A 21,007-nucleotide genomic window follows, 5' to 3' on the forward strand; every position below is an offset into this window, starting at 1 on the left:
CACGAAGGGCCCCGTCTTTCGACGGGGCCCTTCTCAAGCGGTAGCGGAGGGATTTGAACCCTCGGTGACTTGCGCCACACTCGCTTTCGAGGTCTGTTCGTACTGATCAGACCATGATCCGGAGCCGTTCAACCTCGTTCATTCCCGTACGCGTGCCCGTGGCGTGAACCGCTGTGAACGACGGTGGACGGGGATGAATGAGACGGAAACTGAGACGGAGCGCTACCGGCTGACCAGCGCGTTAGCGCCTCTGAAGCGGTACCCCGACGGGCGCGGCCGCGTCCCCGTGCTGCCCCTGGCGGAGGCCGACGGGCAAGAGGTCGTCGGGCATGGTGACTTCACCCGCCGGTCGCTGCGCGAGCCACCCCGAGCGCCTGTGTGACGGAGCCTCAGTGCGGACGTGCTGAAAGCCCAGCCGCTCGTAGTAGGCGTGCAACCCCGTGTTCGTGCGCCACGTGTCGATGCGCACCCAGCTTCGCCCTTCCAGCGCTGCAAGGCGGGACATCCAGTCGATGACTCGTGTGCCCAGATGCCGCCCCGACGCTTCGCGCGCGACGATCAGTTTGTAGAGGTACAGCGCTGCCTCCGGACGGTCGGAGTCCTTCCAGAAGTCTCGGTCAACGGGGCCCCGGCTCACGGTCGCGAGCACTTCGTCATGCTCGCCGACCACGACCCATGCGCGCCCCTCATCTATGCTGGCGCGCCATTTCGCGATGGCGCGTTCACCGGTCTCCGCGTCGCTCCACTGATCCGTTCCTTTGGTGCGTAGCCACCCCTCGGCCTCTGTTCGGAGAGCCAAAAGGGCTGGTACATCCTTCGCCGCTGCGGGGCGAAGGTACTCAGTCGGCGCTGACTTCATAGAGGATCTTGTGCCTGTCTCCGGGGAGGATGGTGACCATGCAGCGGAGGGGACGGCCGTCCGCGTCATAGCCTGTTCGGGTGTGCTCTGCGATCGGTGTAGCCGCAGGGAGGGCAAGTAGCGCGGCCTCCTGTCGAGTCGGCATACGGACTGAAATCTCGTCCCTGTACTTCGCTTGCACAAGTCCCACAGAAGCCAGAACGCCGCCGGGCGCCGAGACGTCGCGCGGCTCCATCAAAGGTGTGCCGGTCACGAGTTCCTGCGGGAAGTACGAGTCGGCGAGAGCGTAGGGCCGGTTGTCTATGTACCGGACACGCTTGCGCGCCACGGCCAAACCGTCTGCGGGCAGTTCGAGGCATTCGCGTACGTGGGCGGGCGGCTCGACGATCGACACCGTGATGTCTTGGCGGGGGGCGTTGCCGTTCTCCGCAATGGCGCTGGCCCACTGGTCACCGGCGGTTCGTCCTTCGACCGCAGTGGCGTGGCGGCTCCGACTCTCCAGAGTGGTCCAGTTCCAAACGACGGGCGGATAGTCCTCGCGGACGTACTTCCCCTGCCCCTGCCCCGTGACGACTAGGCCCTCTTCGACCAGGAGGCGGACGCCGGCGCGGATGGTCTCGCGGCTGTAGCCGTACTGGCTCATCATCTTCGATTCGCTGGGGAGCGCTGCGCCCCCCGCCAAATGCCCGGACTCGATCTGTTCGCGCAGGTCATAGGCGACTTCCTGCGCCTTCGTCATGCCGCGTCGCACCGGTAATGCGCCTCCTCTACTCCGACTCCTCCATACAAGTTAGACCAGGGGGCTTGACTCTCCAAGCGCGGCTCGTGCAGTCTCTTGCTCAGCGGCACTCCTCCAGACAAGTTAGACGGGGTGTCACGTACAGCACTGCGGTACAGGTGCGCCCGGAGGAAAGCCCGCAGGGGTGAGTACGAAGGAAGCGTTCGTTGGTTGAGAACTCAACAGAGTGTCGAAGTAAGACCATCGCCCCCGCTCGCAGCGGTGGGCGAGCGCGTACGGGTTCGTCCTGTGCGCGGTACAGCACGACCGACGCCCGCAGCGGTTCTGCGGGCCGGTTGCCTCCCCTGCTCGTCTCGTACGAGCGGGGCTGAGGGGAGCCGGAACATCCCTTCGCTTCCTTGGAGTCCTCAATGACCGCTGTTGCCGTGGAGATCGTTTCGTTCGGCTACCTGCACGACGCCCCGCCGGCCGCGCATCTGACCATCGACCTGCGTCACCACTTCCGCGACCCGCACGTGTCGCCGGAGCTGCGGTACATGACCGCCGATGACGAGCCGGTGCGCACGGCGGTGCTGAACACCCCCGGTATCGCCGCCCTGGTGGAGGCGACCGCGACGGCGGTTGCCGCGTTCGCGGCCGGTCCCAGCGCCGGAACCGTCACGGTCGCCGACGGATGCGCCGGCGGCCGCCACCGCGCCCCGACCTTCGCCCGCGCCCTCGCTGACCGGCTCAGCGCGGCCGGCCACCGGGTCACCATCCGCCACCGGGACATGGCCAAGGACGTCGTCCAGCGCTGACGACTGCCCGCGTCGCAGGCCCCGGCCTGCGGCAAGGGGAGCCGGACAGACCGGCCCGACACCACCAGCCAGCCAGCCAAGGGAGCCACACCCATGAGCAAGCGCGACGAGAACAAGAACAGTGTCGTCATCGTCCAGAACGGCGGGACGGGCAACACGATCACGACCGAGTCCGCTTCCAGCAGCACGACCCACACGGTCGTCCAGACCGGCGAGGGCTCACGGATCATCCACGGCGGCAACCCCGGCGGTATCAGCCAGACGTTCTGACGGCTGCCCGCCCCGCCCGTCCCGCACGGGCGGGGTCGAGGGGAGCCGGCACAGACCGGACCCGACCGACACCGACTTGAGGAGCGTTCATGTCCAGCCACCCCAGCGCCGACGACATGCGCCACTACATCTCCGAGACGGCCCGCCTCGCCGCCGACACCCCGGCAGACGACCCGCGCCACCAGCACTACCACGAGCAGATCAACAAGGTCATGGACCAGATGGACCGCGAGGGCGGCGTCTCCTACGGCCTCAAGTAACAGGCCACCACCCCCAGCACCATCGCCCCGGCATCCAGCCGCGAGGGCGCCGCATCGACTGCGGCCCGGGGCACTCCAGCCGCCCTCTGCGGCTGCGCCGCACCTGTGCGGCTTCCACCCCCAACGGCGCGCGCCCCCGGAGTTGCAGCTCCGGGGGCGCTGTTCGGGCCGTTCCCTGTGAGAGGACACACGACCCAATGAGGCACATCGTCACTGTTCAGGAAGCTGTTACCGCGTTCGCCGACTTCATGGAGCCGACCAACGCGGAGTTGGACGCGATCGAGCAGGAGATGCCCGTGATCCTCGCGGGTGTCGACCTGGTCGACGCGCAGATCATCGCCCTCGACCGCACGCCGAACGAGGTCGACAACCGGCGCATCCGCCGGGCCCGCCGACGGGTGCTCGCCGCCCGCCGCGAGCTGGCCAACCAGACGGCCGGCGCGAGCCTGCCGGGGGGTGCCGCGTGATGGCCCGCTTCGACCTCACGCCACTCGACCGCTGCCCGGCCGCGCACCCCGAGGACCCGACGCCCTGCGGCGGCCCGGTCGTCGTGACCATCGTCGACAAGGAGAACGCCGGCGCGGACGGATGCGAGCACCACGCCGCCCGCATGCTGGCCTCGATCACCGGCGCTCGCCCGATCGCCAAGCCGGACGCCCCCGCCGGGGTGGCCCTGCGCATCTTCCGCGCCGCGCACCACACCCACCCCTTCCCGTGGCTGGAGGGCCGGTCATGAGTCTTCACCGCAAGGGCCGCGCCGCCCTGGTGCTCGCCCTGGTCGCCGTGGTCGGCATGGCGTTCCGGGTGTCCTGGAACGCGCTGCGGGACATCGCCGGCGCGGTTGGCGCCGACGACACCGCCGCCATGCTGTACCCGTTCGTGGTCGACGGCCTGATGGCGCTCGCCCTGATCGCCACACTCGTACTCACCGGCGACGCCCGCCGCTTCGCGCTGCGGGTACTGGGCGCCTACACGATCGCCTCCCTGGTCCTCAACTACGTGCACGGGCTAGTCCCGGAGCTGCACGGCCGCACGGTCGACTGGGGACGACTGGCCGACTGGGACCCCGCGAACTGGGCCCTGGTCCTGCTGGCCACCTCCCTGCCGGTCGGGTCGATCTACTTCGGTTCCGACCTCGTCGCCAAGGTGCTGCACCACCGCCCCGCCCCGATCCCGGCCACGGCCGCGAATATGGAGGAATCCACCGAGACCGAGAGGAAACGGTCTACGGCTGACCTCGAGGAATCGACTCCGCCGCAGATCACCGCGCCGGTAGTGCGGGTCCCCGACCGATCGCCGGTCGACCACCGCAAACCGGCACTCGCCCTCAAGCCCCTCCCGCAGATCGACCCCGCACCGATCGCCCCGATCGAGCGGCGGGCGGTGGCGGCGGAGTCGACCCGACCGCGACGCGCGACCGGCCGCGTTCCGGCCGCCGCGAAGTCGACCCGACCCAAGCGCACCCCGGAACAGTTGCTCACCGAGGCACGCACGGCGACCGCCGGCCTGCCCGACGAGAAGGTGACCGCCGAGGGCATCCGCCGCGAGATCCACACCTCTCCGGTCAACGCCCGCATGCTGCGTGACGCCCTGCTCGCCGAGCGGGCCGCCGCCTCGGCCGTCTGATGAGTGCCTTGCCGGTCTACCGGTGGCGCCTCGCCCCGGACGGCTACGCCACCCGCCGCCAACTCCGTGCGCACGGACTGCGTCCCGGCGGGCAGTGCGTCGCCGCGCAGCTCGAACGCCCCCGGCGGCGCCGTCCGCCGCTGGTCGCCTACCTCTACCGCATCGACCTCGCCCTGCCGGTCCGGCCGATGACCCCGGCCCGGTGGGCAGCGCTCGCCGCAGCGAACCGGGCCCGCCGAATCTGCCCCGCGTGCGGACGCGATGCCGGATACGTCATCCCCACCTCGCTCGGCACCTGCGTGCCCTGCGCCTACCCCGACCCGGACGGGTCCGAAGGGAACACCTGATGGGCAACTCCGACATCCGCCGCCTTGACCGCGAGATCCGGGCGACCACGAAGAAGCTGGAAGCGGTCCGCCGGGGCGAGTGGTGGCCGCTGACCGGCCGCGAGCGTGCGGCGATGGCCCGCGCCCTGGCCGGCGGTGGCTACCGCGTCGCCCGGGGCCGCAGCGCGGACCGTGCCGAGCAGCAGATGGACACCACCGGCTCCGCCGCCGAGATGCGGCTGAACGCGGAACTGACCGCCCTGCACGGCGAGCGGCAGCGCCTGATCACCGAGGCGGCCCGCGCTAAGGCCAAGAAGAAGTCGTCCGGCTGGTTCTGACCAGCCCGCCCCCTTACGCCGGGGTGGCCGCTCTTTCCACGGAACCGACCACCCCGGCACTTCCTCACTCCCGCCCCGCGAAGGGCAGTCAGGAGCAGTTCCAGCATGTCTGAGAACGTCGTTCACCTCCACAAGCCCACCGACCCCCCGACCGACGGGACGGCACCGACGGTGCTCACCGTCGTGCCAGACGCCCCGCCGGCGCCGCCCGTACCGCTATGGGTGCGCTCCGGGCGTGCGGTCAAGAGCGCCGTCACTCACGAGACGACCAAGACCACTGTCCGCGCGGTGGCCCGTCACAGCCTCTACACCCTCAACGGCGGGCGGATCGTGGCCCGTCGCACCTGGGACGGCCGTACCGGGTCCCGCTACGAGCGGATGATCCGCGCGGCGGAAGCCGCGGGGAACCTGGAAGCGGCCGAAGAGTGGGAGGAGCGGTTGCAGCGTTTCCGCGCCGCCCGCCACCACCGCCGCATGGACCTCCTGCACTCGCCCGTGGAGGCCGCCAAGGGCGTGGCCGTCGGCGCCGGCATGAGCATCGGTGTCCTGGTCGCCCTCGGAGTCGTCATGGCCATCAACAACGGCCACGTCGGCGACGTCATCACCCCGCTCGCGGCCACCATCGACTTCATCGCCCTGCTCATCCGCATCGTGCAAGTCGTATGGGGCCCGCTCATCACGATCGGCCCGTTCCTCGCCCTGCTGGCCTTGTGGGCGGTCGGCAGCAAGCAGCAAGCCGCACCCGCGTGGGCGCTGCCCGCCAACGTCCGCTCGGGTGAGGGTGAGCCGATCACGCCGTCCATCGTGGTCAAGGCCCTGCGCGACCTCGGAGTCCCGGCGCTGCGCAACGCCATCAAGGAAATGGGCGACGCCGGCGCGAGCATGCTGGGACCGATCCGGATCGCCGGATGCGGCGTCGAGGTCGACGTCACCCTCCCGTCCGGGGTGGCCACGAACGAAGTGCAGAACAAGCGGCGCAAGCTCGCCGAGAACCTCACCCGGCATGAGCACGAAGTGTTCGTAACCATCCCGCAGGCCGCGCGGACGGTGCGGCTGTGGGTCGCCGACTCCGGAGCTCTGGACGAGCCGATCGGGCCGTCCCCGCTGGTCACCGACGAGACCATCACCGCCGACTACGCCAAGGGCCGCGCCCCGTGGGGTCAGGACCTGCGCGGCGACGCAGCCGCACTGAGCCTGTATCAGCGACACCTCCTCATCACCGGCTTGTCCAACCAGGGCAAGACCGCCGCCCTGCGGTCGCTGGCTCTGTGGGCGTCGCTGGACAGGCGGGTGGAGTTCCGCATCGCCGACCTCAAGGGCGCCGGTGACTGGGCCATGTTCGACGGGCTCGCCACCGTGCTGATCCAGGGGCCGACCGATGAGCACGTGATCGAGGCGACCGAGATGGTCGAGGGCCTGGTCGAGGAGATGAACCGCCGCATCGCCGCGCGCCAGGCCGACCCCACCGTGGTGTTCGACCCGCTGATCGGCATCGTCGACGAAGCACAGGTGGCGTTCATGTGCCCGGCCGTGGACGACGAGAAGCGGCCCTACGGCGGCTCCAAGGCCACGTCCCGCTACTTCATGGGCGTGCGCAAGGTCCACAACCAGGGCCGTGTGGTCGACGTGCTCATGTACGAGGGGACGCAGGACCCCACCGACCAGAACCTTCCCAAGCTGGTTCGCGAGGGCGCGCACACCCGTGCATCGCTCGCGCTGGGCACCGAGGCACAAGCCGTCATGGCCCTCGGAGAGAAGGCCGTCAACGGCGGCGCCGCCCCGCACCTGCTGCGCCAGGGCCTCGACAAGGGGACCCTCGTGGTCGCCTCCGACGGCATCGAGATCCCCAAGGGACAGTCGTCCATCACCGTGCGCACCCACTTCATCGGCGACGACGACGCCAAGGCCATCACCGACCGCGCCAAGACCCTCCGCGCCGGCGTCACCACCCTGCACAGCATCGAGCGGGGCAAGAAGCGCGACCCGCTCGCCGACATCCTCACCGTGTGCGGGGACGACAAGCGCGTCCTCACCCAGGACGTCATCAAGCGGCTCGCCGTCCTGGCCCCGGACGCCTACGACGGCTGGTCGTTCGGCGACCTCACCCGCCTCCTGGAGGGCGACGGAGTCGAGGCGTACAAGTCGCACGGCCGCATGATGATCCGCCGCGACGACGTCGGCCGCGCCCTCGACAACCGCGACGCCGACGGTTCCGCTTCCGCCTCCCAGTAGCGGGGAGGCGCACCCTTCCGCCACGGGGAGGCGGGGAGAACTCCCCAACCGCCTCCCCGGGCCGCCTCCCCCACGTTGATCAGCGAAAACACCGATTCGGGGAGGCGGGGAGGCCCGCAGGTCAGCACCCCTGAAACCCCCTCCACACGCCACCCCCAAGGGGGTGCCGTTGCCTCCCCGACCAAACCCCGGAAAGGATTCCGCATGTACCCCGACCACACGAACCACGCGCCCGTTCAGCGGGCCGTGGAAGTCCACCAGCCCACCCCGCTCCCGCCCGCCGTCGCGTACCCGGCGCCGGTCGTACCCGTCCAGCCGGGCACGGTGCCGGCGGTCGCGAGCGTCGTCCTGCCGGACGGCCGGATCGTCACCGGCTACGCCATCGACCACGCCCGCCCAGAACCGGTGGCCGCCAAACCGGCCGTCTCCCGCACGGCCGTGAACGTCGCCCTCGGAGGCGTCGGGTTCCTCGCGGTGTGCGGCGGGCTCCTCCTGCTCACCTCGTTCATCGCCGCGCTCACCGCGTTCATCACCCAGCTCATCACCCTCGCCGCCGTCATCTTCGGCGGATGGATCGCTGTCCAGGTCTTCCGGGCCGACGGACACACGGGCGAAACGACGGTCAACATCCGCAAGGCCGTGATCAAACGCAACCACTTCCACGGCTAGCTACGCCAAGGGCGGCCCCCCTCTCGCCAAAGAAACGGGGCCGCCCTTGTCATCCAGCACGCGCTTATCGAACTGGAGACATCCAGCATGACCCATGACGCTCATTCCGCGCTGCTGCATGCGGCGCTGGACGCCGCCGAACGTGGCTGGCACGTCTTCCCGCTCCGTCCCGGCACGAAGCGCCCCGCCCTCCACGGAGAGCAGCGCTGCCCCGGCACCGGGCCCTGCGCCAGTGGGCACCGGAAGTGGGAGCAGCGGGCCACGACCGACCCGGACCGTATCCGCGCGACGTGGGCACGGGCGCCGTTCAACGTCGGTATCGCCACCGGCCCTTCCGGGCTGCTGGTCGTCGACCTGGACGTGCCCAAGGACCACAGCAGTTCGGACACGCCTGACGGCGCGACGACCTTCGCAGCGCTCTGCGAGCGTGCCGGGCACGCCGTCCCCGCCACCTACCGCACCCGGACCGCGAGCGGCGGTGAGCACCTGTACTTCACCGCACCGCCCGGTGTCCGGCTGGCCAACACCGCCCGCACGGTGGCCGCTTCAGTCGATACCCGCGCATGGGGCGGCTACGTCGTCGCCGCCGGCAGCACCACCTCGACGGGACCCTACGAAGCTCTGTGCGGCCCTGAGGCTGTCGCTGTGCCCGGATGGCTGCTGAGCATCCTCCGTCCGGCCCCCAAAGTCTCTGAGGCGCCGTCAGTGGCCACGATGGGGCAATCTCGCCGATATGCGGACGTAGCACTCGCCCGTGAGGCTCAGACCGTGGCGGGCGCCGTACACGGCGGGCGCGAGGCCGCGTTGTTCCGGGCCGCACGCGCCCTGGGGCGGTTCGTCGCGTGGGGCGACCTCTCCCGGCACATGGTCGAGCAGGCTCTTCAGGAGGCGGGAGAGGCGGCCGGCCTCACCGTCGCCGAGTGCCGCTCCACCCTCCGCAGCGCCCTCAACTGGTCCATCGCCCACAACCAGCGGCGGAGGACGGCATGAGCACCCCTCTCCGCCCCTCCCTGAAGAGCGTCACCACCACCCCGTCCGACCCGGCTGCCGCTCCACAGGCTGTGGACACGAAGGCCGTAGGCGCCCCGAAAGGTGCCGCCCGCAAGGGCGTCGTGACAGCCCTTCGCTCGAACCGGCACACGGTCACCGACCCGACACCGGACCGGCCCGGTATCCGCATCTCCGCCCCGCCGGTCTACCGCCACCACTACGACGGTGCCCGCTGGTCCAAGCGATACGGCAGCACCCCCACCGCCGCCTACGCCTGCCCCTGCGGAGAAACCGGCACCGCCACCGGCCCCGAGGACGTGGCCTCGCTGGTCGCCGACTACGACGCCCACAAATCCGCCTGCACCGGAACGCCCGCCGCACCCGCCGAAGGGAGGACCGCCGCATGACCACCACCATCGACGGCGCCGCGCTGCTGGACGAGGTGGAAGCCTTCCACCGCCGCTTCAACGTCTTCCCCACCGACGCCGCGTTCGTCGCGGTCGCCCTGTGGGACGCGCACGCCCACCTGCTCGACTGCTTCGACTCCACCCCCCGCATCGCCTTCCTGTCCCCGGAACCGGGGTCGGGCAAGACACGGGCACTGGAGATCGTGGAAACCCTCGTGCCGCAGCCCATGACGGCCGTCAACGCGTCCGCCGCCGCCCTGTTCCGGTCCGTCTCCGGGGCCAACGGCAAGCCCACGATCCTGTTCGACGAGATCGACACCGTCTTCGGCCCGAAGGCGGGGGACAACGAGGAACTGCGCGGGTTCCTCAACGCCGGTCACCGCCGCACCGGGGTCACCTACCGGTGCATCGGCGACGGAGGCAACCAGACCGTTCAGGCGTTCCCCTCGTACTGCGCGGTGGCCGTCGCCGGTCTCGGCTCGCTGCCCGACACGATCCTGACCCGCTCCGTCATCATCCGCATGCGCCGCCGAGCCAGGAACGAGACGGTGGAGCCCTTCCGGGCCCGCATCCACGAAGCCGAGGGGCACAAGCTCCGTGACCGGCTCGCCGAATGGGCGGAGCAGGCACGCGAGTTCGTCATGGGAGCGTGGCCCGACATGCCGGACGGGGTCGCCGACCGGCCCGCCGACGTGTGGGAACCGCTCCTGGCCGTCGCCGACGCGGCCGGCGGCCACTGGCCCGAGCGGGCCCGGGAAGCCTGCCTGACCCTGGTCAAAGCCTCCCGCGCCAACGACAAGGGCAGCATCGGCGTCCGGCTGCTGACCGACCTGCGCGACCACGTCATGGTCGGCATCGACCGCCTGCCCACCGTCGCCATCCTCGACCGGCTCAACGCCCTCGACGACGCCCCGTGGGCCGACCTCCACGGCAAGCCGCTCGACAACCGGCGCCTGTCCAAGATGCTCGCCGAGTACATGACGGCCGACAACGAGCCCATCGCTTCCCGCAACATCAAGGCCGCCGGCAGCGTCCTCAAGGGCTACTACGCCACCGATCTCTGGGACGCGTGGGCCCGCTACTGCCCCCCACCCCCGGAAAGTCCGCTACCTCCGCTACCCGGCATGGAAAACCCTGCCTGACCAGCAGCGATGGGGTAGCGGCAAGCACCGGAATCTGCCGCTACCCCGCCGCTACCTATCCGCTACCGCTACCCCTTCCCGCTACCTCCAACAGGCCCCTGACCTGCGAGGTAGCGGCGGTAGCGGAAGTAGCGGCCCTCAGAGGTACCCCCCGAAGGACCATCCCAGAGGAGACCCACGTGAGCATCTCCATCGTGGACACCGCGCCACTCGCTGCGGTCAACGGCACGGCCCCCGTTCTCCTGACCGTCGAAGAAGCCGCCCGCTGCCTCCGGATCGGTCGGACCACCTGCTTCTCCCTCATTCGCACCGGGGAGCTGGAATCCCTGATGGTCGGCGGCCTGAGGCGCGTCCCCGCCGACGCCCCGGCCGCCTACCTCGCCCGCCGTCGCGCTGAGCAGCAGGCGGCCTGATCGATTCCTCACCGGAGCGCCGCTCACCATGGGACGGCGCTCCGGTCGTTCTTGCTCACCTCGACCTCAAGGGAGTCCGCCAGTGGCGGAAGACAAGAAGCGCACCCGGCAGCCCAACGGCCGCAGCTCCATCTACCAGGGCAGTGATGGCAAGTGGCACGGCCGCGTAACCGTGGGCACCCGTGATGACGGCAAGCCGGACCGTCGCCACGTCGAACGCAAGACCCGCGCCGAAGTGACCGCCGCCGTTCGCGAACTGGAGAAGCAGCGCGACGGCGGCGCGGTCCGGAAGGCTGGCAAGGCCTGGACGGTAGAAGCCTGGTTGACCCACTGGGTCGAGACCATCGCACCATTGGCCGTCAACGAGAACACGATGGTCGGCTACGGCGTCGCCGTACGGAAGCACCTGATCCCCGCCCTCGGTGCTCATCGCCTCGACAAGCTCGGGCCGGAGCACATCGAGCGCTTCTACCGGACGATGCACGACGAGGGCCGGAGGGCCGGCACGATTCACCAGATCCACCGGACCTTCCGCACCGCGCTGAACGAAGCGGTCCGGCGGGGCCACCTCACCCGCAACCCGGTTCAACTCGCCAAGGCACCCCGTCTCAGCGAAGAGGAAATCGAGCCCTTCACCATCACCGAGGTGCAGCGCCTGCTGCGGACGGCCGGTGAGCGACGCAACTCCGCCCGCTGGGCTGTGGCGCTGGCCCTCGGACTGCGTCAGGGGGAGGCGCTCGGACTCAAATGGGCCGATGTCGACTGGGAGCGCGAAGTGCTCATGGTCCGGCGCAGCCGCCGCCGACCGCGCTATGCGCACGGTTGCGAGGACACGTGCGGCCGGAAGGCTGGGTACTGCCCGCAGCGCGAGCGGACCAATCCGGAGACTGCCGACACGAAGTCCCGCGCTGGGCGACGGTCGGTCGGCCTGCCCACCCAGCTTGTAGACCTGCTGCGGAAACACCAGACCAAGCAGGACGCCGAGCGGGAAGCCGCGGGGGAGGACTGGAAGGACGAGGGGTGGCTCTTTGCCACTCCCGACGGCCGGGGCACCCCGCCCCGGACGGACTACGACGACTGGAAGGAGCTGCTCACGGACGCCAAGGTGCGAGACGCCCGACTTCACGATGCCCGCCACACGGCAGCCACCGTTCTACTGATCCTCGGAGTCTCTGAGCGGGCCGTCATGGGGCTCATGGGCTGGTCGACCACGGCCATGGCCGCGCGGTACCAGCACATGGTCGACTCTGTTCGCAGCGACGTCGCCCGGCAGGTCGACGGGCTCATCTGGAAGCCCGACGGGACCAGCCCGGCCCCGTGACCAGCAATGTCTAGAGCTGTAGCGGGCCGTCGCGCAATGTTTGGCGGCTAAATGCTTCGGCGAATTGATCGAGGTAAAGCTTCGCCGACAGCTTTGCGCGGCTACCGCAAATCGTTTTCACAAGCTGGTTTGGCAAAGTGATACCGCCAAACTGATACCGTCTACGAAGACGACCAGACCTCGCCCTCCCGCAGGATTGCGGCCTGCGGACAGCGAGGACGAGGCCCTGGTGGTGTTGTGAGCCCCGGCTGATTACTCAGTTGGGGCTCACCTGCTTCAAGACCACGGACGGTGCTCGTAGAGCCACGCGATCACGAGGAAGACCTCGCAGCCAGCGCTCACACGCTCAGAGGAGACGTGCAGCCGTACGCGTTCTTGCCACCGATCCTTCAGCCACTGGAACAGCCTCAAGACCGGCTCCCTTCTGACCCGAAAGCCAGAGACGCGGGGAAGCGCCCCGCCCCGCCGGAGACGCATCCGCGCCCCCAGCTGGAAGGTGCGGTCTGTTCCCCCCGGAAGGAGTAAGCAGGACGATACAGGGGGCGCTGTCTGAACCCGCAATCCTTCGGGCACATACGTCGGTTATCGTCGCCGAAGTTCCAACTCTTCGCAGGTCAAAGGCTATTGGCAGCCCAATCGGCGTAACCCTGGCGATGTTATAGGTCCACCGAATGTAGGACCCTTACATGCGGAACGCTCGGCGCAGCCTTCCGGATTATCGACCTTTTCGCGGGGTGTGGCGGGGTGACGCTGCGGCCCGAGCAGGCGATGGATGGCGGTGATCGGGGTTCGCGCGCCTCGGGCGTCGCTGCACGTGCTGCGAGGTGCTGGCGGCGCGGGTCGTCAGCGTGAACTGAGACGGGAACTGAGACGGGAGCCGAAGAGGCGCCCGGTTCGATGAACCGGGCGCCTCTCCTACCTGCGGTAGCGGAGGGATTTGAACCCTCGGTGACTTGCGCCACACTCGCTTTCGAGGCGAGCTCCTTCGGCCGCTCGGACACGCTACCGAGGGAGACCTTACAGCACGGTGGGGCGTGGTTTGAAATCCGTTTGGCGGGCGCCGGAACGAGGGGGATCAGCGGCCGCGGAAGAAGTCCGTGAGGAGCCCGGCGCACTCCTCGGCGAGCACGCCCTCGATCACCTCGGGCCGGTGGTTGAGCCGCCGGTCGCGGACGACGTCCCACAGGGAGCCGGCCGCGCCCGCCTTCTCGTCACGGGCGCCGTAGACCACCCGGTCCACCCGGGACTGCACGATCGCGCCCGCGCACATCGTGCAGGGCTCCAGCGTCACGACCAGCGTGCAGCCGCTCAGCCGCCACGCACCGAGTTCGGCGGCCGCCCGGCGGATCGCCAGCACCTCCGCGTGCGCGGTCGGATCACCGGTGGCCTCGCGTTCGTTGTGCCCGGTCGCCAGGACGGTCCTGCCGTCGCCGGACAGCACGACGGCACCGACGGGGACGTCACCGCCCCGGCCGGCCCGCCCGGCCTCTTCCAGGGCGAGCCGCATCGCGGCCCGCCAGGGGTCGCGCACCGGGTCCGGTGTCGTTCCTGCGGTCGGGGACGTCAGCGGACGGCCTCCAGGACCTCCGAGGCGCCCAGGGCCTCGGCGATCTCGGTGACCGCGTCCCGCGACAGGGCTTTCAGTTCCTTCTCGCTGACGCCGAGGTCGTCCAGGATCAGGATGTCGCCGACCGGGCCGTGCGGCACCAGCTCGCCGGAGCCGCCGCCCTCGGCTTCCTCCTCGTCGCCGTCGTCGTTGTCGTCCTCACCGTCCTCGGTGCCGTCGAGGTCGAGGGCGTCGAGGTCGGTCTCGTCGTCGTCGGGATCTCTGCCGAGCAGTTCGTCGGTGAGCAGGATCTCGCCGTACGAACTACGGGCGGCTGCGGCGGCGTCCGAGACGTAGATGCGAGGGTCCTCCTCGCCGTCGATGCGGACGACGCCGAACCAGGCGTCCTCCTGCTCGATCAGCACGAGAACCGTGTCCTCGTCGGGGGAGGCTTCCCGGGCCAGGTCGGCCAGATCCGACAGGGTCTCCACATCGTCGAGCTCCGTGTCGCTCGCTTCCCACCCGTCTTCGGTGCGCGCGAGCAGTGCGGCGAAGTACACCGTGACTCTCCCACTGGTCCTAGGCGTGCCGGTTGGGGGTCCCCCCGGCGGAGGTTGCGGGCGGGGAGAGCTGTGCTCCGAGCCCCACCCACTCGGAATCGTGGCAGAAACAAGTCGCTCAGGGGACGTCTTCGGCTCCCTGTGTGTCCGGCTGCCGCCGATCTCATGGCAGCCGAGGGCCCGTCGAGGTCTCACCAGCGCACTCGTTGCCGCCAACTGCGGATCGTACGCGGCTTTCCCGGGTGCCCACGCACAGCCACCCGAACAACGCGTGACGGCTCCGCGATCTTCCAACTCGGCGGCCCCGTCGGCGTGTCCCGCCCTTACCGGGTTCTCACCAGCGGAACGTGCGCATGCGCATCGCGTGCCGCAGGCGGGCCGTCTTGGCGCGACGGGGCTGGACGCGGTCGCGCAGTTCCCGGGCCTCGGCCAGGTCGCGCAGGAACTGCGCCCGGCGCCGCCGGCGCTCGGCGTCCGTCTCCGGCGGGTCCGACGCGCCCGGCGTGTTGGGCCCTGCCCGGCGCGCTGTGTACGGCGTCCCCGGCTGTGCGCGCGGCGACGGATCCTTGCGGGTTTCCCGGTCAGGCATAGGTTCACCACCCCAGTCCGTCCCTCCCACCTTCCCTCCGACGGGCGGTTTGACGCCAGTGATCGGGTGGTGCGCCGGCCGGGGCCTTGCCTGCTCGGGTGGCCTCGGGCTTGCTCTGCCGCGGGGACGCCGGGCCCACCGGGCCCGGTTACTGTTGTGGACATGCGTCTCCACGTCGTCGACCACCCTCTGGTCGCCCACAAGCTCACCACGCTGCGCGACCAGCGCACCGACTCCGCGACCTTCCGCCGTCTCGCCGACGAGCTGGTCACCCTGCTCGCCTACGAGGCCACGCGTGACGTGCGCACCGAGCAGGTCGACATCAGGACGCCGGTCGCCTCGACCACGGGCGTCAAGCTCTCCCACCCCCGCCCGCTGGTGGTGCCGATCCTGCGCGCCGGCCTCGGCATGCTCGACGGCATGGTCCGGCTGCTGCCGACCGCCGAGGTGGGCTTCATGGGCATGGTGCGCGACGAGGAGACGCTCCAGGCGTCCACGTACGCGACCCGCATGCCGGAGGACCTCTCCGGCCGTCAGGTGTACGTCCTCGACCCGATGCTCGCCACCGGCGGCACCCTGGTCGCGGCGATCCAGGAGCTGATCAAGCGCGGCGCCGACGACGTCACCGCCGTGGTCCTGCTCGCCGCTCCCGAGGGCGTCGAGGTCATGGAGCGCGACCTCGCGGGCACCCCGGTCACGGTCGTCACCGCCTCGGTCGACGAGCGCCTGAACGAGCACGGCTACATCGTGCCGGGCCTGGGCGACGCGGGGGACCGGATGTACGGGGCGGCCGAGTAGGCGCGAGGAAGCCGTCGTACGAGGACGCTCTCCTCGTACGACTCCTTGTGTTCGTTTCCCGTGCGGGTCCTCGTACGGGAGCTCAGCAGCTCTTCTTCGACGAGGTGGACGCCGGCTGAGGCGAGGCCAGTGCGGCCAGCGCCCGGTCGGCGGTCGCCTTGGCGGTGAGGTTCTTGAAGCCGGTGCCGATGATCAGGTCGACGGCGTCGCCCTCGCGGGCGGCGTCGGTGCGGCGCTCGGCGCCGGCGAGCTGGGTGGCCAGCACGGGCAGCGAGGTGTCCAGGGAGGACGTCGGGCCCAGGAGCATCCCGGTGCCCTTGACCTTCTTGTCGTACTCCTTGGTCGCGTTGCCCACGTCACCGATCTTGAAGCCGCGCTTCTTCAGCTCGTCCGCGGTCTTCTTGGCGAGGCCGCTGCGGGCCGTCGCGTTGAACACGTTGACCGTGATCCGGGCGGGTTTCACCGGGGTACCGGCAGGGGCGGACGCGGACGGCGACGGGGTCGCCCGGGTGGCGCAGTCCGCCTTGGGACCGGCGGCCGTGGCCTTCTTGCCGCCGCCCGTGAAGACGTCGATGAGCTGCAGGGTGCCCCAGCCGATCAGGCCCAGGACGGCGACCGAGGCCACCAGCCCGACCGCGAGCCTGCCGCGCCGCCGGGGGCGGCGCATGCGGGGGTACTTGTCTCCCTTGATCCGGTACTGGCCGCCCATGCCCGGGGGAGTCAGCATGCTCATGAGCGCAGCGTAGTGCGCCCGGGCGACGATGCCTACTAGATGATCATTGGACGCGGTACAGGAGAACCCAAAAGGTCCAACCCGGACCGGGGCAGGGCCGAAAGGGGTCCTACTCCAGCTCGAGGACGCGCGCGTGCAGCACCTGGCGCTGCTGGAGCGCGGCGCGGACCGCGCGGTGCAGTCCGTCCTCCAGGTACAGGTCGCCCTGCCACTTCACGACGTGCGCGAAGAGGTCGCCGTAGAACGTGGAGTCCTCGGCGAGCAGGGTTTCCAGGTCGAGCTGGCCCTTGGTCGTCACGAGCTGATCGAGGCGGACCGGGCGCGGCGCGACATCCGCCCACTGCCGGGTGCTTTCCCGGCCGTGGTCGGGGTACGGCCGGCCGTTTCCGATGCGCTTGAAGATCACACGGAAAGCCTACCGGTCAAGACCTTCCGGGCGCAGCCATGACGACGGAGTGCGAGGCTGGAAAAGACGCCACAAACCGGGGCAATCGGGAACAGGTGCCTGAGATGAGTGACAGCGAGACCATGCCGTCGGCCGCCGCTCCCGAGGCGCCGGGGAGTGCGCCCGCGCTGCCCGAGGAGGCCCTGAAGATCGCTTCCGGGTACGCGTTCACCGGCCCCGCGCTCGATCTGGGCGCCCTGCTCTGGGACGGGGCGTGTCTGCCGGACGCCCAGATCCGAATCCCGCTGCCGATGCTCAACCGGCACGGCCTCGTCGCGGGCGCCACCGGCACCGGCAAGACCAAGACGCTCCAGCTGATCGCCGAGCAGCTGTCGGCGCAGGGTGTGCCTGTGTTCCTCGCCGACATCAAGGGCGACGTCTGTGGAATCTCGGCGCCTGGCCGGCCGAACGACAAGGTCCGCTCCCGCGCCCTGGAGGTGCACCAGCGGTGGACGGCGACCGGCTTCCCCGCCGAGTTCTACGCCCTGGGCGGCCTCGGTCACGGCATCCCCGTGCGGGCCACCGTCACCAGCTTCGGCCCGGTGCTGCTGGCCAAGGTGCTCCAGCTCAACCGGACCCAGGAGCAGTCGCTCGGCCTGATCTTCCACTACGCCGACCAGAAGGGCCTGGACCTGGTCGACCTCAAGGACCTGCGGGCCGTGGTCGCCTTCCTGACCTCCGACGAGGGCAGGCCCGAGCTGAAGAACATCGGCGGGCTGTCCACCGCCACGGCCGGGGTGATCCTCCGGTCCCTGGCGGCCTTCGAGGCGCAGGGCATGGCCGACTTCTTCGGGGAGCCGGAGTTCGACACGGCCGAGTTCCTGCGGACGGCCGAGGACGGCCGCGGGACGGTGTCGGTCCTCGAACTGCCCGCGGTCCAGGACAAGCCGCAGCTGTTCTCGACCTTCCTGATGTGGCTGCTGGCCGACCTGTTCCACGATCTCCCGGAGGTCGGCGACGCCGACCGGCCGAAGCTGGTCTTCTTCTTCGACGAGGCGCACCTGCTGTTCCACGACGCCTCGAAGGCGTTCCTGGACTCGATCACGCAGACCGTCCGGCTCATTCGCTCGAAAGGGGTCGGTGTCTTCTTCGTGACCCAGACACCGAAGGACGTACCCGCCGAGGTCCTCGCCCAGCTCGGCAACCGCGTCCAGCACGCGCTGCGCGCCTTCACCCCGGACGACCAGAAGGCGCTGAAGGCGACGGTGAAGACCTTCCCCGACTCCTCGTACGACCTGGAGGAGCTCCTCACCGGGCTGGGCACGGGGGAGGCCGTGGTGACGGTGCTGAGCGAGCGGGGCGCCCCGACCCCGGTCGCCGCGACCCGGCTGCGCGCGCCCGAGTCGCTCATGGGCCCGGTCGAGGCGGCGGCCCTGGACCGGGCCGTCACGGCGTCGCCGCTGTACGCGCGCTATGCACAGGCTGTGGACCGCGAGTCGGCCTACGAGAGGCTGGCGGCGGCGCGGCCCTCCACCGGCGCCAAGGGGCCGGACGAGATGCGGGCCGAGCCGAAGAAGCCGGAGGGCAGGTCCGAGGCCGCGCCCCAGTCCAAGGCCAAGTCCAGGGCCAGGTCCGAGTCCGAGGCCACGGACGAGTCCAAGGACGAGGCCGCCGGGGAGGACCGTTCGGTCGTCGAGCAGGTCGTCGGCAGCGGCATGTTCAAGTCCCTGGCCCGCTCGATCGGCACCCAGATCGGGCGGGAGATCACCCGTTCGGTCTTCGGGACGGCTCGGCGGAGGCGGTAGGCCTCGAAGGACTCCACCTCCGCCGGAGGGTCAGCGGCCCTGTTCCCTGGTGGGCTGCTGCGGCTTCGCTTCCTTGCCCTGAGGCACCTGAGGCACCTGAGGCACCTGCGGCACCTGGGGCATCTGCGTTTTCGGTGCGTTGCGTGCGGCCTCGGCGCGCAGGAGGGCGCGCATCACCGCGTACGGGTCGATCGTCATGTCGGTGTTCCCTGTTCCTTGCGTTCGTGGTTCCTTGCGTCGTGCTGACGGACCGGAGGGCGAGGGCCGGTTCGGTCAGCAGCGCAGGACCACCGAGCGCAGGGCGCGCGGCACGGGAGGGGTGCGCGGCGGCACGGGAAGGGGCCGGGCGGCCGGGGCGGGTGCCGGGGCCGGGAAGGGCACGGGCCGCAGCGGGAGGGCGGGACGGCGGGTGCCCCGGGTCACCGGTCGCAGCACGGTGTCCAGGGCGTCGTACTCGAAGACCGCCGAGCCGCTCTCGGCCGCCACCACGGAGGTGGGAGACCCCTGGCCGCCCGCGTGCGCGCCGGGCACGGACAGGGCCAGCAGCAGGACGAGAACCCGCAGCCAGGCATGCCGACGGGCGAGGCCGAGGGCATGCGTCGCGGTGGTGCTCACGGGAGGTCATCTCCCCGCGCGACGCACGTCTTTCATCCCACCGGCGGCGAAAACCGCCCACTCGGCGTACATCCCGGGCGGGCCGGACCACCCGGATGACGGCTACTGCTTCCCGGCCGACTTCGCGGTCTTCGCTGACTTCGCGGTCTTCGCGGACTTCGTGGTCTGCGCGGCCTTCGACGCCTTGGCCGCCGCCTTCATCTCCTGCTTGTGTGCCCGGACCTTGGTCAGCGACTCGGGGCCGGTGATGTCGGCGACCGAGCGGAAGGACTCCGGCTCGCCGTAGGCGCCCGCAGCCTCGCGCCAGCCGTCGGGCCGCACGCCCAGCTGCTTGCCGAGCAGGGCGAGGAAGATCTGGGCCTTCTGCTTGCCGAAGCCGGGCAGCTCCTCGAGGCGCCGCAGCAGCTCGCGCCCGTCGGCCACGCCCTTCCAGACGAGCTCGGCGTTCCCGTCGTAGTGCTCGACGAGGTACTGGCACAGCTGCTGGACGCGCTTGGCCATGGACCCCGGGTAGCGGTGCACGGCCGGCTTCTCCGACAGGAGGGCTCCGAAGGCCTCCGGGTCCTGGGCGGCGATCTCGTGGGCGTCCAGGTCGTCCGTGCCCATGCGGGCGGCGATGGTCGACGGGCCCTTGAACGCCCACTCCATCGGGACCTGCTGGTCCAGCAGCATCCCGACCAGCGCGGCGAGCGGGGAGCGGCCGAGGAGTGCGTCGGCCTCCGGGTCCTGGGCGAGGTGAAGAGTGACGTCCATGCCCCCGATCATGCCGCCTGGCGCGTCGGGCCGCTCCTCAGGTCAGGGCCGCCAGTACCCGAGCGCGTGGATCCGCTGCCTGGGCAGGCCGAGCTCCTTGCGGACGTACGCCGCCAGGGTCCGGGTGGTCGCCGTGTCGCAGGCGATCCAGACGTACGGCTCGGGGCAGGCCTCGAGCAGGTCCGGCAGGGCCGCCTTGACCTCGGCGACCAGGTGGGCGCCGGAGTCCCGCCGGGGCACGGGGCGTACGTCGTGCCGGGCGGGGTCGGTGCGGAAGGGGAGGCCGTCGTCGGTGGACTCGAACCAGACGGTCGCCGGGGCCGGGGCCAGCGCGTCGAGCAGGGAGTTGAGCGCGGGCAGCGAGGCCGGGTCGCCGATCGCGAAGACGTGTGAGGGGTCGGGTGTGGGCTGCTGGAAGTCGGTGCCGTGCACCGTCGCCTCGATGGTGTCGCCGGGCTTCGCCGTGCGCGCCCAGTCGCTGGCGCGGCCCTCGTGCAGGGCGAACTCCAGGGTGAAGGTGCCGGCCGCGGGGTCCGGGTCGACCAGGGTGTAGGCGCGCTGGTGTGGTCTGCCCGCGTTGTCGAACCAGAGCCTGACCCACATCGTCGGGTGGACGCCGGTCGCCGCCAGCATGCCGCCGTCGGTGAGGTGGACCCGCCGGTAGTCCTCGGTGACGTCCTCCCCGCCGGTCACCGTGAACACGAAGTCCTTCGCACGCAGCAGTCTGAGGACCGCGCCCTCCCAGCCGTGCCCCTGCCCCATCGCGTCTTCACCCTTCGCGTACGATTCCAGCACGAATTACTTAGGTGAGCCTAACCTAAAGCACAGAGGGAG

The 21,007-nt window shown here is 70.4% G+C and carries 28 protein-coding genes and 1 tRNA gene; 17 read left to right on the forward strand and 12 right to left on the reverse strand.

Going from position 1 to position 21,007, the window contains the following annotated elements:
* Positions 1–241: 241 nt before the first annotated feature.
* Both AQJ84_RS17595 and AQJ84_RS17600 read right to left on the reverse strand, forming a co-directional pair.
* Positions 242–859, reverse strand: a complete 618-nt coding sequence (locus AQJ84_RS17595; RefSeq protein ID WP_051870042.1) for a GNAT family N-acetyltransferase — start codon at positions 857–859, stop codon at positions 242–244.
* Positions 840–1,598: a GntR family transcriptional regulator gene (locus AQJ84_RS17600; RefSeq protein WP_030041886.1), complete on the reverse strand. Its 759-nt coding sequence runs from the start codon at positions 1,596–1,598 to the stop codon at positions 840–842. The genes AQJ84_RS17595 and AQJ84_RS17600 overlap by 20 nt, the downstream gene beginning before the upstream one ends.
* Positions 1,599–2,008: 410 nt before the next feature.
* Here AQJ84_RS17600 and AQJ84_RS17605 point away from each other — a divergent pair, with 410 nt between their 5' ends.
* The 15 genes from AQJ84_RS17605 (at position 2,009) to AQJ84_RS17665 (ending at position 12,389) form a co-directional block, all read left to right on the forward strand.
* Positions 2,009–2,395, forward strand: coding sequence for a RapZ C-terminal domain-containing protein (locus AQJ84_RS17605; protein WP_059198838.1), 387 nt, complete (start codon positions 2,009–2,011; stop codon positions 2,393–2,395).
* A gap of 93 nt (positions 2,396–2,488) precedes the next feature.
* Positions 2,489–2,665: a hypothetical protein gene (locus tag AQJ84_RS43075; protein WP_157875017.1), complete on the forward strand. Its 177-nt coding sequence runs from the start codon at positions 2,489–2,491 to the stop codon at positions 2,663–2,665.
* An 89-nt stretch (positions 2,666–2,754) separates the two neighbouring features.
* Positions 2,755–2,925, forward strand: a complete 171-nt coding sequence (locus AQJ84_RS43080) for a hypothetical protein (RefSeq protein ID WP_157875006.1) — start codon at positions 2,755–2,757, stop codon at positions 2,923–2,925.
* Between the two features lie 197 nt (positions 2,926–3,122).
* Positions 3,123–3,392, forward strand: a complete 270-nt coding sequence (locus AQJ84_RS17610) for a DUF6284 family protein (protein WP_030041887.1) — start codon at positions 3,123–3,125, stop codon at positions 3,390–3,392.
* On the forward strand, positions 3,392–3,661 hold the full coding sequence (locus AQJ84_RS17615) for an RlpA-like double-psi beta-barrel domain-containing protein (protein ID WP_030041888.1): 270 nt from the start codon (positions 3,392–3,394) through the stop codon (positions 3,659–3,661). The genes AQJ84_RS17610 and AQJ84_RS17615 overlap by 1 nt, the downstream gene beginning before the upstream one ends.
* On the forward strand, positions 3,658–4,551 hold the full coding sequence (locus tag AQJ84_RS17620; RefSeq protein ID WP_030041889.1) for a DUF2637 domain-containing protein: 894 nt from the start codon (positions 3,658–3,660) through the stop codon (positions 4,549–4,551). Before AQJ84_RS17615 ends, AQJ84_RS17620 begins: the two co-directional genes overlap by 4 nt.
* Positions 4,551–4,898, forward strand: a complete 348-nt coding sequence (locus AQJ84_RS17625; protein WP_030041890.1) for an RRQRL motif-containing zinc-binding protein — start codon at positions 4,551–4,553, stop codon at positions 4,896–4,898. The genes AQJ84_RS17620 and AQJ84_RS17625 overlap by 1 nt, the downstream gene beginning before the upstream one ends.
* Entirely contained in the window at positions 4,898–5,215 is a 318-nt protein-coding gene (locus AQJ84_RS17630) for a hypothetical protein (protein ID WP_053192582.1), read from the forward strand. The genes AQJ84_RS17625 and AQJ84_RS17630 overlap by 1 nt, the downstream gene beginning before the upstream one ends.
* Before the next feature lie 105 nt (positions 5,216–5,320).
* Positions 5,321–7,447: a cell division protein FtsK gene (locus AQJ84_RS17635; RefSeq protein ID WP_053192584.1), complete on the forward strand. Its 2,127-nt coding sequence runs from the start codon at positions 5,321–5,323 to the stop codon at positions 7,445–7,447.
* A gap of 204 nt (positions 7,448–7,651) precedes the next feature.
* On the forward strand, positions 7,652–8,116 hold the full coding sequence (locus tag AQJ84_RS17640) for a hypothetical protein (protein WP_030043885.1): 465 nt from the start codon (positions 7,652–7,654) through the stop codon (positions 8,114–8,116).
* Between the two features lie 87 nt (positions 8,117–8,203).
* Positions 8,204–9,106, forward strand: coding sequence for a bifunctional DNA primase/polymerase (locus AQJ84_RS17645; protein WP_030043884.1), 903 nt, complete (start codon positions 8,204–8,206; stop codon positions 9,104–9,106).
* A complete protein-coding gene (locus tag AQJ84_RS17650; protein ID WP_198536380.1) occupies positions 9,103–9,513 on the forward strand; it encodes a hypothetical protein in 411 nt (136 codons plus the stop codon). The genes AQJ84_RS17645 and AQJ84_RS17650 overlap by 4 nt, the downstream gene beginning before the upstream one ends.
* The gene (locus AQJ84_RS17655; protein ID WP_030043883.1) at positions 9,510–10,655 is read left to right on the forward strand and encodes a DUF3631 domain-containing protein; all 1,146 of its coding nucleotides are present in this window, start codon (positions 9,510–9,512) and stop codon (positions 10,653–10,655) included. The genes AQJ84_RS17650 and AQJ84_RS17655 overlap by 4 nt, the downstream gene beginning before the upstream one ends.
* Positions 10,656–10,834: 179 nt before the next feature.
* Complete coding sequence (locus tag AQJ84_RS17660) at positions 10,835–11,068, forward strand: helix-turn-helix domain-containing protein (protein WP_030043882.1); 234 nt, start codon at positions 10,835–10,837, stop codon at positions 11,066–11,068.
* Between the two features lie 82 nt (positions 11,069–11,150).
* Positions 11,151–12,389, forward strand: coding sequence for a tyrosine-type recombinase/integrase (locus AQJ84_RS17665; RefSeq protein ID WP_037804166.1), 1,239 nt, complete (start codon positions 11,151–11,153; stop codon positions 12,387–12,389).
* A 922-nt stretch (positions 12,390–13,311) separates the two neighbouring features.
* On the opposite strand, the gene AQJ84_RS17675 is transcribed toward AQJ84_RS17665, so the two are convergent.
* The 4 genes from AQJ84_RS17675 to AQJ84_RS17690 form a co-directional block, all read right to left on the reverse strand.
* Positions 13,312–13,396, reverse strand: a tRNA-Ser gene (locus AQJ84_RS17675).
* Between the two features lie 68 nt (positions 13,397–13,464).
* Positions 13,465–13,896: a tRNA adenosine(34) deaminase TadA gene (tadA, locus tag AQJ84_RS17680; protein WP_053192596.1), complete on the reverse strand. Its 432-nt coding sequence runs from the start codon at positions 13,894–13,896 to the stop codon at positions 13,465–13,467.
* Between the two features lie 56 nt (positions 13,897–13,952).
* The gene (locus tag AQJ84_RS17685; RefSeq protein ID WP_030043878.1) at positions 13,953–14,495 is read right to left on the reverse strand and encodes a tRNA adenosine deaminase-associated protein; all 543 of its coding nucleotides are present in this window, start codon (positions 14,493–14,495) and stop codon (positions 13,953–13,955) included.
* Between the two features lie 334 nt (positions 14,496–14,829).
* A complete protein-coding gene (locus tag AQJ84_RS17690) occupies positions 14,830–15,084 on the reverse strand; it encodes a hypothetical protein (protein WP_030043877.1) in 255 nt (84 codons plus the stop codon).
* Between the two features lie 162 nt (positions 15,085–15,246).
* Here AQJ84_RS17690 and upp point away from each other — a divergent pair, with 162 nt between their 5' ends.
* Positions 15,247–15,882, forward strand: coding sequence for a uracil phosphoribosyltransferase (gene upp / locus AQJ84_RS17695; protein WP_030043876.1), 636 nt, complete (start codon positions 15,247–15,249; stop codon positions 15,880–15,882).
* Positions 15,883–15,964: 82 nt separating this feature from the next.
* Here upp and AQJ84_RS17700 read toward each other — a convergent pair whose 3' ends face one another.
* Positions 15,965–16,591: a LytR C-terminal domain-containing protein gene (locus tag AQJ84_RS17700; RefSeq protein WP_030043875.1), complete on the reverse strand. Its 627-nt coding sequence runs from the start codon at positions 16,589–16,591 to the stop codon at positions 15,965–15,967.
* Between the two features lie 133 nt (positions 16,592–16,724).
* The gene (locus AQJ84_RS17705; protein WP_030043874.1) at positions 16,725–17,021 is read right to left on the reverse strand and encodes a type II toxin-antitoxin system VapB family antitoxin; all 297 of its coding nucleotides are present in this window, start codon (positions 17,019–17,021) and stop codon (positions 16,725–16,727) included.
* 104 nt (positions 17,022–17,125) lie between these two features.
* On the opposite strand from AQJ84_RS17705, the gene AQJ84_RS17710 reads away from it, so the two are divergent.
* On the forward strand, positions 17,126–18,805 hold the full coding sequence (locus AQJ84_RS17710) for a helicase HerA-like domain-containing protein (protein ID WP_030043873.1): 1,680 nt from the start codon (positions 17,126–17,128) through the stop codon (positions 18,803–18,805).
* Positions 18,806–18,835: 30 nt separating this feature from the next.
* Here AQJ84_RS17710 and AQJ84_RS43515 read toward each other — a convergent pair whose 3' ends face one another.
* The 4 genes from AQJ84_RS43515 to AQJ84_RS17725 all read right to left on the reverse strand — a co-directional run bounded on the left by AQJ84_RS43515 (position 18,836) and on the right by AQJ84_RS17725 (position 20,935).
* Entirely contained in the window at positions 18,836–19,003 is a 168-nt protein-coding gene (locus AQJ84_RS43515; RefSeq protein ID WP_164873177.1) for a hypothetical protein, read from the reverse strand.
* 75 nt (positions 19,004–19,078) lie between these two features.
* On the reverse strand, positions 19,079–19,420 hold the full coding sequence (locus AQJ84_RS17715; RefSeq protein ID WP_051870186.1) for a hypothetical protein: 342 nt from the start codon (positions 19,418–19,420) through the stop codon (positions 19,079–19,081).
* Between the two features lie 102 nt (positions 19,421–19,522).
* Positions 19,523–20,173, reverse strand: coding sequence for an HhH-GPD-type base excision DNA repair protein (locus AQJ84_RS17720; RefSeq protein WP_037804181.1), 651 nt, complete (start codon positions 20,171–20,173; stop codon positions 19,523–19,525).
* 42 nt (positions 20,174–20,215) lie between these two features.
* On the reverse strand, positions 20,216–20,935 hold the full coding sequence (locus AQJ84_RS17725; protein ID WP_030043870.1) for a siderophore-interacting protein: 720 nt from the start codon (positions 20,933–20,935) through the stop codon (positions 20,216–20,218).
* Positions 20,936–21,007 lie beyond the last annotated feature (72 nt).

Source organism: Streptomyces resistomycificus (genome assembly GCF_001514265.1).
GTDB lineage: Bacteria > Actinomycetota > Actinomycetes > Streptomycetales > Streptomycetaceae > Streptomyces > Streptomyces resistomycificus.

Excerpts from the sequence above, each read along its gene's own strand:
- AQJ84_RS17615 (WP_030041888.1), top strand. The coding sequence starts at position 3,392 with ATGGCCCGCTTCGACCTCACGCCACTCGACCGCTGCCCGGCCGCGCAC.
- tadA (WP_053192596.1), bottom strand. The coding sequence starts at position 13,896 with ATGCGGCTCGCCCTGGAAGAGGCCGGGCGGGCCGGCCGGGGCGGTGAC.
- AQJ84_RS17605 (WP_059198838.1), top strand. The coding sequence starts at position 2,009 with ATGACCGCTGTTGCCGTGGAGATCGTTTCGTTCGGCTACCTGCACGAC.
- AQJ84_RS17710 (WP_030043873.1), top strand. The coding sequence starts at position 17,126 with ATGAGTGACAGCGAGACCATGCCGTCGGCCGCCGCTCCCGAGGCGCCG.
- AQJ84_RS17600 (WP_030041886.1), bottom strand. The coding sequence starts at position 1,598 with ATGACGAAGGCGCAGGAAGTCGCCTATGACCTGCGCGAACAGATCGAG.
- AQJ84_RS17725 (WP_030043870.1), bottom strand. The coding sequence starts at position 20,935 with ATGGGGCAGGGGCACGGCTGGGAGGGCGCGGTCCTCAGACTGCTGCGT.
- AQJ84_RS17595 (WP_051870042.1), bottom strand. The coding sequence starts at position 859 with ATGAAGTCAGCGCCGACTGAGTACCTTCGCCCCGCAGCGGCGAAGGAT.
- AQJ84_RS17720 (WP_037804181.1), bottom strand. The coding sequence starts at position 20,173 with ATGGACGTCACTCTTCACCTCGCCCAGGACCCGGAGGCCGACGCACTC.
- AQJ84_RS43515 (WP_164873177.1), bottom strand. The coding sequence starts at position 19,003 with ATGACGATCGACCCGTACGCGGTGATGCGCGCCCTCCTGCGCGCCGAG.
- AQJ84_RS17645 (WP_030043884.1), top strand. The coding sequence starts at position 8,204 with ATGACCCATGACGCTCATTCCGCGCTGCTGCATGCGGCGCTGGACGCC.
- AQJ84_RS17625 (WP_030041890.1), top strand. The coding sequence starts at position 4,551 with ATGAGTGCCTTGCCGGTCTACCGGTGGCGCCTCGCCCCGGACGGCTAC.
- AQJ84_RS17700 (WP_030043875.1), bottom strand. The coding sequence starts at position 16,591 with ATGGGCGGCCAGTACCGGATCAAGGGAGACAAGTACCCCCGCATGCGC.
- AQJ84_RS43080 (WP_157875006.1), top strand. The coding sequence starts at position 2,755 with ATGTCCAGCCACCCCAGCGCCGACGACATGCGCCACTACATCTCCGAG.
- AQJ84_RS43075 (WP_157875017.1), top strand. The coding sequence starts at position 2,489 with ATGAGCAAGCGCGACGAGAACAAGAACAGTGTCGTCATCGTCCAGAAC.
- AQJ84_RS17640 (WP_030043885.1), top strand. The coding sequence starts at position 7,652 with ATGTACCCCGACCACACGAACCACGCGCCCGTTCAGCGGGCCGTGGAA.
- AQJ84_RS17610 (WP_030041887.1), top strand. The coding sequence starts at position 3,123 with ATGAGGCACATCGTCACTGTTCAGGAAGCTGTTACCGCGTTCGCCGAC.
- upp (WP_030043876.1), top strand. The coding sequence starts at position 15,247 with ATGCGTCTCCACGTCGTCGACCACCCTCTGGTCGCCCACAAGCTCACC.
- AQJ84_RS17630 (WP_053192582.1), top strand. The coding sequence starts at position 4,898 with ATGGGCAACTCCGACATCCGCCGCCTTGACCGCGAGATCCGGGCGACC.
- AQJ84_RS17655 (WP_030043883.1), top strand. The coding sequence starts at position 9,510 with ATGACCACCACCATCGACGGCGCCGCGCTGCTGGACGAGGTGGAAGCC.
- AQJ84_RS17620 (WP_030041889.1), top strand. The coding sequence starts at position 3,658 with ATGAGTCTTCACCGCAAGGGCCGCGCCGCCCTGGTGCTCGCCCTGGTC.
- AQJ84_RS17635 (WP_053192584.1), top strand. The coding sequence starts at position 5,321 with ATGTCTGAGAACGTCGTTCACCTCCACAAGCCCACCGACCCCCCGACC.
- AQJ84_RS17650 (WP_198536380.1), top strand. The coding sequence starts at position 9,103 with ATGAGCACCCCTCTCCGCCCCTCCCTGAAGAGCGTCACCACCACCCCG.
- AQJ84_RS17690 (WP_030043877.1), bottom strand. The coding sequence starts at position 15,084 with ATGCCTGACCGGGAAACCCGCAAGGATCCGTCGCCGCGCGCACAGCCG.